We start from the raw sequence: 11,995 nt of genomic DNA on the forward strand, positions 1-11,995 counted from the left end.
ATATCACTTGAAAGCAACACAACAATAGTAATAGTATGCTATATAAAAAGAAGGTACTAAATTTTTAAAGAAAATCTTCGAATTGTGACCAAAAGGGCCATTATGTCAAACTTGCCGGATAGCTGCGTGGCTCATGTCTATTGCCCCGAGAATGGGGCACCTTTCCGCGTACAGCCTCTTTCTGAACATTTGCGCAACGTCGCTGACCTGGCATCATCAGCGGCAGCCAAGGTCGGCTTGCCCCTGACAGGCCATCTGGTTGGCCTGCTGCATGATTTTGGCAAGTATTCAAAAGAATTCCAGAATTATATCCTTTCCGCTGCTGGCTGCATTACTCCTGGTGAACCGGGCTACACCGATCCCATAGCTTGCAAAGGGAAGATCAATCATGCTTTTGCTGGAGGGCAGCACCTATGGGAGCGCCTGCAAGGCAATGATTTGAAAAAAGCGATTGCCCGGATGCTTGCATTGTGCATTCTGTCCCACCATTCAGGGCTAAAAGATTGCATATCCCAGGACGGCAAGGATGCATTTACACAGAATTACATGGCCCGTCCGGAGGAAAAAACACACCGTAAGCAGTGCGTTGAGCGCTGCGATCAAGCATTCCTTGAAGAAATAGAAAATGAAATCTCGAATGCACTTTTATTGGAAGTGCGAGCAGTTATGATGAAGCTGCGTGATCGAGTCATGAACAAGCAGCCAGCGAGTGCGGATATCAATGACCAACGAGACTGCGCAAATAGTCGTGATTTTCAGCTTGGATTGCTGGCGCGTTTTTTATTCAGCTGCCTGATTGATGCGGATCGTACTGACAGTGCAGATTTTGAAGATCAAAAAGGGGCGGAAATTCGGCGCAGCGGGGTCAGGCGTCCTTGGAGTGCCCTGGTGCAGCGTTTTGAAGCAGCCTTGGCCCAAAAGACCCCGCAACACGCCATCGACCACATCCGGGGTGATATTTCTGCCCATTGCGCCCAGCGTGCCCAGGATGCGCCGGGTATGTTTACTCTCACTGTACCCACTGGCGGGGGCAAGACGCTGGCCAGCCTTCGTTTTGCCCTGCTGCACGCGCAAAAGCACCAGATGGACAGAGTCATCTATGTTATTCCTTATACATCCATTATTGACCAAAACGCCGATGTAGTCCGAAAAATTCTTGAGCAGGGCGAAGCCCCTGGATCCATAGTGCTTGAGCATCATTCCAATTTCATGCCTGATGAAAATTCTGACGCTGAAGAAGTCGCCAGCCGGTGGGAAAAACTGTCTGAAAATTGGGATGCCCCCGTGATCTTCACCACCATGGTGCAGTTTCTTGAGAGCCTGTTTGGCGCAGGCACAAGCTCCGCCCGCCGCATGCATAATCTTGCACGTAGCGTGATAGTGTTTGATGAAGTGCAGACTGTCCCTGTGCGCTGCTTGCGTATGTTTTGCAACGCTGTGGATTTTTTGACCGGGCAATGTGGTTCTACCGCAGTGCTTTGCACTGCCACGCAGCCGAGGATGGACAATCTGCCGCATCCGCTGCGTGGCAGCCTTGATATACAACCCGGCATGGAAATCGTGCCAAATGTGCCAGATCTGTTCACGCGCCTCAAGCGCACGACATTTTTTGACCACTGTCATACCTCCATGAGTGCAGAAGATGTGGCCGCACTGGCGCAAGAAGAGCAACAATCCCACGGTTCATGCCTGGTGGTTTGCAATACCAAGCGAATGGCAGAAAAGATTTATGCGCTTTGCGCCAAACAGGAAGGTATAAACTTCTACTACCTTAGCACCAACCTCTGCCCGGCGCACCGCATGGAAAAGCTTGAAGCCATGCGAGCCGATTTGAAAAACGGGCGTCCTGTACTTTGCGTAAGCACGCAACTCATTGAGTGTGGCGTGGATATCAGTTTTCGATCTGTTATTCGCATGGCCGCTGGTCTGGATTCCATCCTTCAGGCGGCAGGGCGCTGCAACCGACATGGGGAAAATGAGCCGGGCAGGGTGCATGTGGTACTGGTGAAGGCAGATGCAGAAAATCTGGACTGGCTGAAAGACATTAAAGATGGTCGGGATATCTTTCTTGATACAGTGCGCCTAAAGTATGCACAAGAACTTCTGGAATCTGGCTACGATTTCACCATGCCGCAGCTGGTTGCAACATATTTTGACCATTATTTTCATCGTAAGGGCGCCGTGCTTTCTTATGCGGCAGGCGATTGCAATTCCTTGCTTGATATGCTGGGCAGTAATCGAGGTGCTGGCAATAACAATCTATTCCCCATACTGGGGCAATCATTCAGCGCCGCAGCAAAAATTTTCAAGTCCATCGACTCAACATCAAAAAGTATTTTGGTGCCTTATAAAGATGGAGAGGGCATCATTGCCGCACTTTGTTCATCAGATTTGCTGTATAAAAAATATGAGCTTTTACGTAAGGCTCAGCGTTTTTCCGTAAACATTTTTCCACATACAGAACGCGAGCTTATACAGAAAAATGCCTTGTATCCCATTCAGGATAGTGGCATGTTTGCTCTGAAACCCAATTTTTACTGTAATGAACAGGGCGTTAGCGCGCAATCAGGGCAAAAACTGCGTCTTTGTAATTACTGATAGGAGGATTGAGTGAATAACGACATATCCTTTACTGTTTATGGGCGTTATGCCCTGTTTTCTGATCCTGTAACTCGAGTAGGCGGCGAAAAATGTTCTTACCACATTCCCACCTACGAGGCACTCAAGGGAATAGTTAAATCTATATATTGGAAGCCAACGCTGATTTGGGTGATTGACAAGGTACGCATTCTGCATCCCTTTCGCACGCAAACCAAGGGCGTAAAACCAATCAGGCCCACCACAGGCGGCAATGATCTTTCCATCTACACCTATCTGGCTGATGTTGCCTATCAGGTAAAGGCCCGTTTTGTATGGAACGAGCACAGGCCGGAACTGAAGCAAGACCAGATTGAAGGCAAGCACTACGAAATAGCCAAGCGTATGCTGGCGCGCGGTGGCCGACAGGATATCTTTTTGGGTACGCGCGACTGTCAGGGGTATGTGGAACCTTGCAGATTTGGTGAAGGCCCCGGTGCGTATGATGACCTGGAAGAGCTGGCCTTTGGCCTCATGTTTCACGGGTTTGATTATCCTGATGAAACCGGAAACTCCAGTTTTGGCGCACGGTTCTGGAAGCCTGTAATGCGCAAGGGGATAATTGAATTTCCCTCGCCGGATGACGCCTCGCTGCTGCGTAAAAAAATCCGCCCCATGAAACCCAAGGCGTTCCACCCCGGCAAAAACTACGCTGGTTGTGATGAAGAAGCGCTATCCCTCCTTTTGCAGCAGCCCGAAACCGTGGCATATCCTGATGCCCGCAGCCTGCTTTCTGACGGCGGCCCGCAAGGGGGTACGCTGTGAGCTGGATGCAAAAGCTTTTTGAAACGTATGAAGCCTGCTCCCAAAATCCCGCCTTTGTGGACCCGCCACAGGCGGAGAATGGCGGCAAAGAAGCCCCGGCGCTTATGCCCGTGAGCCATACCAGCCAACAGGCGCATATTCATGTTGTCATTGACGGGGCTGGTAATTTTGTGAGGGCAGAGCTGTTGCCGTTGAAAATGCAGTTTATTATCCCGGCAACCGAAGATTCCGCAGGTCGTACCAGCGGAGATTCCCCGCATCCTCTGGATGATAAAATTCATTATTGCGCCAAAGACTACTCTGGCGCCAAAAAGAATCTTTATAGCTTGTATGCCGCTCAGTTGCAGGCATGGTGCGATTCTCCCCACAGTCATCCAAAGGCCAAGGCTGTATATGCCTATGTTTCGCAGGGGCATCTGGTGAATGATCTGTTGAAATGCGGAATTTTGCGCGGTGAATCAGCCAGCTCCTTGCAGACGGAACCAACCGAGGCAGACAGAGAGAGCGGCACAGACAGCATCTTTAACAGATTGCAGCCCAAAAAAATTGGCAACGCCACGGTGCGCGACCAGGGGGACGCTCTGGTGGTATGGAGCGTGGTAAACCTGCCTGATGACATGGAACCGCGCACATGGAAGGACACCAGCCTGCAACAGGCATGGATGGCCTACGATGCATCCATGATGGAGCAAAAAAGCCTTTGCATGGTGCAAGGGGTGGAATGCGCTGTTGCCGCAAAGCATCCGCGCAATATCCGCCGCCCCGGTGATGGTGCAAAGCTTATTTCCTCCAATGATTCCGCAAATTTTACCTACCGTGGGCGCTTTCTGGAGCCGGAGCAGGCCTGCACCGTCGGCTATGAGGTAAGTCACAAGGCGCACAATGCCTTGCGCTGGCTCATAGCGCGGCAGGGCTACCGCAACGGGGATCAGGCTGTTGTGGCCTGGGCTGTGAGCGGCGCGCCCGTGCCTAATCCTTGTGAAGATTTGTTTGATCTGAGCGCCGACGACTTTTTGCTTGATGACGCGCCTGAGGTGCAGGCAGAGAAGGACGCCGCCCAGCCTCCTTTTGTTCCTCCCGTAAATATGGGGCTGGCCTTTGCAAAAAGGCTGAACAAAGCCCTCGTGGGATACAAGGCTGATCTCAAGGAAACTGACGGCATCGCCATCATGGCTATGGATGCGGCCAGCCCTGGTCGGCTTTCTGTTACGTTCTATCACGAGCAGATGCTTAAGGACTACCTTTACAATCTGGAAAGATGGCAGGAAGAATGCGCATGGGTCTTGCCTGTGCGCATAGAAGATGCGCGCGAAGGCCAGAGCAAACCCAAAACGCGCACTGTTTACGCGCCCCTTGCCCCCACGCCAGAAACCATTGCTCGCGTTGCATTCGGCAGGCGTATTGACGACAAGCTGCTCAAGGCAACTGTAGAGCGGTTGTTGCCATGCGTTGTTGATAGGGCAGCTTTGCCGCGCGATATTGTTGAGAGCTGCGTGCGCCGTGCCTGCAATCGCGCGGCGCATGAGGCATGGGAGTGGGCTGAAGTGCTGGGCGTTGCCTGCGCCATGTACAGGGGCTATTTCGCCAGACACATAAAAGAAGGGGAATACAGCATGGCACTTGATGAAACGCGTAACTCCCGTGACTACCTCTTTGGGCGGCTTCTGGCGGTTGCGGAATATATTGAACGTTCCGCTTTGAACTTCGCGGGAGAAAAACGTCCCACCAATGCCGAGCGGTTGATGCAGCGCTTTGCCGACCATCCTTTTGCCACATGGAAACAGCTTGAGCTTCAGTTGCAGCCGTATATACAGCGGCTGAAGAGCTGTTCCCATGCCGGGCTGCTTAAACGGCTCCAAAAGGCCTGGAAAGAAATTTACGATAAATTTGACCCCGAAGAATTCACTTCTTCAAACAAGCTCAGTGGCGAATTTCTGCTGGGCTACCATTGTCAGATGTCAGCCTTGTACGCCACGGCTGATAAAGAAAGCACCACTGAAGCCAATGACCAGCAAGGAGCGTAACATGAGTCTGCAACACAAGATCGACTTCGCCGTTATTCTCACCGTAGATCACGCCAACCCTAACGGCGATCCGCTCAACGGCAACCGTCCCCGTACCGATTATGATGGCTATGGGGAAATCAGCGATGTTTGCCTTAAGCGCAAGATCCGTGATCGGCTCATGGAGCAGAAGGGGACGCAAGTTTTTGTGCAGTCGGACGACCGCAAGCTGGACAATATGGCCTCGCTCAAGGAAAGAGCCGAATCTGCGGAGCACGGCCTTGGCAAGGATTCTTTTAATCCCAAAAAATGCAGCAAGGAAGAAACCGCCCGAAAGGCTTGCGCCAAGTGGTTTGACGTGCGCGCTTTTGGGCAGCTTTTTGCCTTTGGCAAAGATGGCGATGCAGCGGGGGTTTCCATTGCTGTGCGCGGCCCGGTGAGCATTCACTCGGCCTTCAGCGTGGAGCCTGTCAGCGTTGCAAGTATTCAGATCACCAAAAGCGTCAGCGGTGAGGGCGATGGCAGCAAGCGCGGTTCGGACACCATGGGCATGAAGCACCGTGTGGATAAAGGCGTATATGTTTTTTACGGCAGCATGAATCCTCAGCTTGCCGAACGCACTGGCTTTAGCGATGAAGACGCTGCCGTGCTCAAGGCCATCTTGCCCAGGCTGTTTGAAAATGACGCTTCGTCTGCCCGTCCGGAGGGCAGCATGGCAGTCAATCAGGTGTTCTGGTGGCAACACAACTGCGCTTCCGGGCAGTATTCATCCGCAAAAGTGCATAAAAGCCTCACGGTTAATCCTGATGGCAGCTATACGCTCAACGGCGAGGCAACTCCGGGGTTGAAGGCTGAAACCATTCCAGGCTTCTAATGCACCCCCCAGCCGATTCCATCCCCATATCGGCTTTGCAGCATTATCTGTTCTGCCCCCGGCAGTCTGCGCTCATCCATCTGGAACAACTCTGGACGGAAAACGTGTACACTGCCGAGGGCCGTCAGTTGCACGAAAAAGCCCGCAGCAACGCATCTGAATGTCGCGGCGACTGCAAAACTGTTTCAGGGCTGTTGCTCTGTTCGCGCGCTCTTGGCCTGACAGGGCAGGCAGACGTTGTGGAGTTTCATCGGCACGGCAATGTCTGGCAGCCGTATCCTGTTGAATACAAGCGGGGCCGCCCCAAAAGCATGGCGGCAGACCGCATTCAGCTTAAACTGGATCGGGAGGATGGTCGCTCCCCGCGCGGGAGCGTGGATTGAAGCCACTTCGAGCAAGTCGCGCATGTCTGCGTATTCCTGTCGCTCCCCGTGCGGGAGCGTGGATTGAAGCAAGGTGCCGCTGTACAAAGATGGCGATTCCATCGTCGCTCCCCGTGCGGGAGCGTGGTTTGAAGCATTTCCGGGTCGCCGGAATCAAACCTTTGCAAAGGTCGCTCCCCGCGCGGGAGCGTGGATTGAAGCCCTGTGCGCGTGAAGATCAACGACCGCCCGACAGTCGCTCCCCGTGCGGGAGCGTGGATTGAAGCCAGGCGTTAGCGGCAATGCGAGCTTTGATCAGCCGTCGCTCCCCGTGCGGGAGCGTGGATTGAAGCGCGGGTTCGAGGTTTGGGCATCACGCCAGAACGCGGTCGCCCCCCGTGCGGGAGCGTGGATTGAAGCAGCCGTATGGCAGTGCGTGACCTGGCCAAACAGGTCGCTCCCCGTGCGGGAGCGTGGATTGAAGCCGCTCTGATGAAAAAGGTGGCTGGGCAGATACTGGTCGCTCCCCGTGCGGGAGCTTGGATTGAAGCGGCGCAGAGTACGGCAACCTCGCGGCGCAGGTTGGTCGCTCCCCGCACGGGAGCGTGGATTGAAGCTTCCAGCAGGCGTTTATCTGCGGCAGTCAGCAGGGGGCGCTCCCTGCCTTGGAGCGTGGATTGAAGCACCCTGATTTGTGCGTTACGCTGGTTTCCGCTGTGTCGCTCCCCGCACGGGAGCGTGGATTGAAGCTACGGCCTGCGTACCAACCCGACACAGGCCGAAGGTCGCTCCCCGTGCGGGAGCGTGGATTGAAGCAATCTCCGCACGCAGCAGCGTTTCCAGTTCATCCGTCGCTCCCCGTGCGGGAGCGTGGATTGAAGCAACCTGAGTATTAAAAAAGGCCTCTACATCTCGGTCGCTTCCCGTGCGGGAGCGTGGATTGAAGCATCCCCAACCCGCCAGGCAAAAGCAGGCACCAGCGTCGCTTCCCGTGCGGGAGCGTGGATTGAAGCCATCTGCCTCGCCAGCAGTTCCCTCACCCGGTAAGTCGCTTCCCGTGCGGGAGCGTGGATTGAAGCCCGTTGACGATCACAGCAGTCATGCCGCGCGGATAGTCGCTTCCCGTGCGGGAGCGTGGATTGAAGCTTGAAAAACAGTGCCCGCGCCGACAGGTCGCGCGTCGCTTCCCGTGCGGGAGCGTGGATTGAAGCCCACTATCCTTTGTTGACCGACAACCACAAAACGAGTCGCTTCCCGTGCGGGAGCGTGGATTGAAGCAAAATCACCCGTGCGGGACAGATAGAAATAGCCAGGGGTCGCTTCCCGTGCGGGAGCGTGGATTGAAGCCCGAGGCAGAGCACGGCAAGGCCCGCGACCTGCGCGTCGCTTCCCGTGCGGGAGCGTGGATTGAAGCGGCGCTATCGTGATGGTACTGCTTACTGTTTCGAGTCGCTCCCCGTGCGGGAGCGTGGATTGAAGCAACAAAAGCAGGCCGTACAAGCACGGCAAGGAATGTCGCTCCCCGTGCGGGAGCGTGGATTGAAGCCTCCGTCCATTTGCGGCCGCACATTACGCGTCAGTCGCTCCCCGTGCGGGAGCGTGGATTGAAGCGCCGTCTGATACATCCTGTCGATAAGACAGGGCCGGTCGCTCCCCGTGCGGGAGCGTGGATTGAAGCCTGCCAGCGCAAAATGGCGCCATCTACGTGCCGGGGTCGCTCCCCGTGCGGGAGCGTGGATTGAAGCCGCTGTCAACGAATACTGTGAAAAGATATTGGATGGTCGCTCCCCGTGCGGGAGCGTGGATTGAAGCTTTGCCGCAAGCGGCTTGATACAGGTATCCAGCCGTCGCTCCCCGTGCGGGAGCGTGGATTGAAGCATGTGGGGCCGTGGTGCGGTGGCACTACGCCGCGCGTCGCTCCCCGTGCGGGAGCGTGGATTGACGCAATACATTCGCCTGGCAGTTGGTCTGGTGCGCAGGTCGCTCCCCGTGCGGGAGCGTGGATTGAAGCGAGCAAGCCGCCAAGACGGCTAAAATACTCAGCATGTCGCTCCCCGTGCGGGAGCGTGGATTGAAGCCTGTAGCTTTGCAGGGCTTCGGAAACGCGCGCAGTCGCTCCCCGTGCGGGAGCGTGGATTGAAGCTCGGTGATGTTGTCCACCTGGTTTACGAAAGTCTGTCGCTCCCCGCACGGGAGCGTGGATTGAAGCAGCGTAGCAGTGGTCGCAGCCAGGGGAGCAGTGCGTCGCTCCCCGCGCGGGAGCGTGGATTGAAGCAGCCAAAGCCCGCGCCCCGCAATTTTGCAGATCGTCGCTCCCCGTGCGGGAGCGTGGATTGAAGCAAGTTGTATGGCGACCACACCCGCGCGCGTGAGCGTCGCCCCCCGTGCGGGAGCGTGGATTGAAGCCATTTTTTGGCGCTCGGCAAGCTCCTGCAAATCGGTCGCTCCCCGTGCGGGAGCGTGGATTGAAGCACTTTCTGGCTAACGTATAGATTTTCCCTGAGAGTCGCTCCCCGTGCGGGAGCGTGGATTGAAGCATGAGCTGGCCTCCCCGGGTGAAAAAGCGGATGTGTCGCTCCCCGCGCGGGGGGGATTGATATTATCATGAGCACAGCCCATACATACCGCAGCAACTGGAACCATCTGTTCTGATTTATCTATTTCTTGGTGTTAAAGATGTCTTGCGTAAAATATATAACCTATTTTTCAGGTTTGTTATAAATATTATGCTGATATTAATCCAATTTCGATTACTTGATTTTTATCTTCGTCACCATAATCCTTTCCCGCCGTCTTCCGATTAATACAGAAGCGGTATCTCTGCATTTTGCCCCCTCAATATTCTCCATTGAAGGGGTTGATCTTGCAGGCAAAAATTTTATATGAGCAAAAGTGTCCCGGAACTGTATGATGGCTGCAACAATAGCAACGTATCTGGTGGATACTGTAAGAAGAATTCTACACTTGCAAAAGGGCTTGTTATGAACAGATCCATATCGCTCAAGCTGATGCTTGGCATTGCGGCAATCATCATCATACCTATGGGCATACTATTTGCCCTTACATCGCGTGGCATTGCAACGCTTTCAGAAGAAAGCTTTGCCAAGTCCGCCATTGGCGAACTGCGGCAGGTCAGCAATGTTGTCACAGCCATGTTTGATGAATACAAGCTCAACGTTGGCATGCTGGCTGTTGATCCCCTTATGGCGCAGTTGCCGCAGATGACCACAAGTCATGTAACAGCAACGGAACCCACACCGTCCAGCCCCGATGCAGGCGATACTGCTGGCAAGGCGCTTGATGCCGTGTTTCGTCTGTACCGGGAGACGCACCCCTCATATACCAATGTTTACGCGGGCAATATGGAAGGCGCATTTGTGCTCAACAGCCCCGTGAGCGGCAAAACCCAGCCATCTGGCTACGATCCGCGCAAACGCCCCTGGTGGGGCATGGCCGTGTCTGACCCGGCCAAGAGCTACATCACCAGCGCCTACAAGAGCACCGATGGTCAGCCCATGGTCAGCGCCTGCCGGGCCGTGCGCGATAGCAGCGGCAAAGTTACAGGTGTTGCGGCCATAGATATTACTCTGGGCACCCTCACAGACCTCATCAAAAACGTGCATATTGGCCGCACGGGTTTTGTTATTCTGGTGCAGGATGACGGCGTGGTTATATCCGACCCCAAAAACCCGCAGCACAATTTTCAGAAAATAGACGGCATTGGCAACGATGCCCTGGCTGCCCTGTTCAAGTCCGGTGCGGCTACGGGCGAGGCTGTCTTTAGCGGCAAGCAGTATGAAGCTGTGGTGTACAATTCGCCGGAACTCAAGTGGAAGTTTATTGGCCTCATTGAAAAAAGCGAACTTATGGAGCCTGTCAACGCCGCTGTGTGGCAGTTTGCTACCGGTATGCTGGCAAGCCTGATTGGCATTTGCATAGGTATCTGGGTGCTGGCCGGGCGGCTCATTATTACGCCTTTGAAGACCGTGGGCGTTTTCCTCAAAGATATTTCCGCTGGGGTATACGGCAGTCTCGCCAATCGCCGTGTTGACGAAATAGGCGTGATTTTTGAGTCCCTCAATTCCATGAGCGCTACCCTTAAATCCAATATTTCGGAGATTGAGGCCAAAACTGTTGAAGCGCAGCAACAGGCCGATGCAGCAAACGCCGCTACGCGCGAGGCCGAGGCCGCCCGCCTGCACGCCGAGCACGCCAAGGCCGAGGGCATGCTTGAAGCCGCGCGCCAGCTCGAACATATGGTGCAGATGCTCCATCAGGAAGTGAGCACACTCGCGAGCAGTTCAGAAGATATCCGCGAGGCCACGCTCGTGCAGCGGCAGCGCATCCACGAAACCGCCACGGCTATGGAAGAAATGAACTCCACCGTGCTGGAGGTTGCCAAAAACGCCTCGCATGCCGCCGCCCAGGGCACAGATGCGAGGGACAAAGCCAATCAGGGCGCCGAGGTCGTGGGGCGGTCGCTTGAGGCCATGCGCGCCTCGGAGCAGAAGGCTCTTGAACTGCGCGAAGCCATGGGCGATCTGGATAAACAGGCTCACGGCATCGGCGCGATCATGACCACCATTGAAGACATAGCCGATCAAACAAATCTGTTGGCCCTGAATGCGGCCATTGAGGCCGCTCGCGCGGGCGAAGCGGGCAGAGGCTTTGCCGTTGTGGCCGATGAAGTGCGCAAACTGGCAGAAAAGACCATGCACGCCACCAAGGAAGTGAGCGACTCAATCCTCTCCATCCAGCGGGTAGCAGGAATCAACGTGCAGTCTGTGGAAGAAGCCGTGCAGGGCCTTGACCATGCCTCATCGCTGGCTGGCGAGTCCGGCGCGGCGCTGGGCGATATTGTTACCAGCACAAACCAGTCGGCAGGGCAGATTCAGTCCATTGCCACTGCGGCAGAGCAGCAGGCCGCCACATCTGAAGAAATCAACAAGTCCATTGACGAAATCAACGCCATCGCCGGTCAGACGGACGAGCGCGCCGAAGCCTCTCTCCAGGCCACCCGACGGCTGGAAGATCTGGCTCTGTCGCTTTCCGGTCTTATCAAGGAGCTGAAAGATCAGTCGTCATAGGCTGGCAGAGTTCAATGACCTGAGAAGGAAAACGGCAACCGTTCTGCGGTTGCCGTTTTTCGTGCGGGAGTGACATCATTTTCGACCTGCGCTATGTTGTCGCACTGGTCAGCGTCAGCGAATTTGCCGTCAATAGCCTGTAATCAGAGGCTTTTCTTCTGCCAAATGACGCTATCGCTACAGAGCGTGCATGACAGATTGCGCCCTTTGCGGCAGGCAGGGGGAAAGCATATCTGGATTTTCGTGTATCCCTTTCGGCGGCCCGCC

At 55.0% G+C, this 11,995-nt stretch carries 5 protein-coding genes, 1 pseudogene and 1 CRISPR repeat array; all 6 genes and pseudogenes read left to right on the forward strand.

Going from position 1 to position 11,995, the window contains the following annotated elements:
* Nucleotides 1-126 precede the first annotated feature (126 nt).
* The 6 genes and pseudogenes from cas3 to ACUZ9Q_RS06405 all read left to right on the forward strand — a co-directional run bounded on the left by cas3 (nt 127) and on the right by ACUZ9Q_RS06405 (nt 11,728).
* A complete protein-coding gene (gene cas3, locus ACUZ9Q_RS06380; RefSeq protein ID WP_449247549.1) occupies nt 127-2,598 on the forward strand; it encodes a CRISPR-associated helicase Cas3' in 2,472 nt (823 codons plus the stop codon).
* 12 nt (nt 2,599-2,610) lie between these two features.
* Entirely contained in the window at nt 2,611-3,402 is a 792-nt protein-coding gene (gene cas5c, locus ACUZ9Q_RS06385; RefSeq protein WP_449247550.1) for a type I-C CRISPR-associated protein Cas5c, read from the forward strand.
* 5 nt (nt 3,403-3,407) lie between these two features.
* Nucleotides 3,408-5,426 (forward strand): type I-C CRISPR-associated protein Cas8c/Csd1, encoded by a 2,019-nt coding sequence (gene cas8c / locus ACUZ9Q_RS06390; protein WP_449248133.1) that lies wholly within the window; start codon nt 3,408-3,410, stop codon nt 5,424-5,426.
* 1 nt (nt 5,427) lies between these two features.
* Complete coding sequence (gene cas7c, locus ACUZ9Q_RS06395; RefSeq protein WP_323390120.1) at nt 5,428-6,279, forward strand: type I-C CRISPR-associated protein Cas7/Csd2; 852 nt, start codon at nt 5,428-5,430, stop codon at nt 6,277-6,279.
* Nucleotides 6,279-6,605 (forward strand): annotated as a pseudogene (locus ACUZ9Q_RS06400) (CRISPR-associated protein Cas4); the annotation flags it as partial. The gene cas7c and the pseudogene ACUZ9Q_RS06400, both read left to right, overlap by 1 nt.
* 28 nt (nt 6,606-6,633) lie before the next feature.
* Nucleotides 6,634-9,178: a CRISPR direct-repeat array (repeat unit 32 nt; unit sequence GTCGCTCCCCGTGCGGGAGCGTGGATTGAAGC).
* Between the two features lie 444 nt (nt 9,179-9,622).
* Nucleotides 9,623-11,728 carry a methyl-accepting chemotaxis protein gene (locus tag ACUZ9Q_RS06405; RefSeq protein WP_449247551.1) on the forward strand — a complete coding sequence of 702 codons (2,106 nt, stop codon included), beginning with the start codon at nt 9,623-9,625 and terminating at the stop codon, nt 11,726-11,728.
* Nucleotides 11,729-11,995: the final 267 nt, after the last annotated feature.

The organism is Desulfovibrio desulfopostgatei (assembly GCF_053570645.1).

Excerpts from the sequence above, each read along its gene's own strand:
- cas8c (WP_449248133.1), top strand. The coding sequence starts at position 3,408 with ATGCAAAAGCTTTTTGAAACGTATGAAGCCTGCTCCCAAAATCCCGCC.
- cas7c (WP_323390120.1), top strand. The coding sequence starts at position 5,428 with ATGAGTCTGCAACACAAGATCGACTTCGCCGTTATTCTCACCGTAGAT.
- ACUZ9Q_RS06405 (WP_449247551.1), top strand. The coding sequence starts at position 9,623 with ATGAACAGATCCATATCGCTCAAGCTGATGCTTGGCATTGCGGCAATC.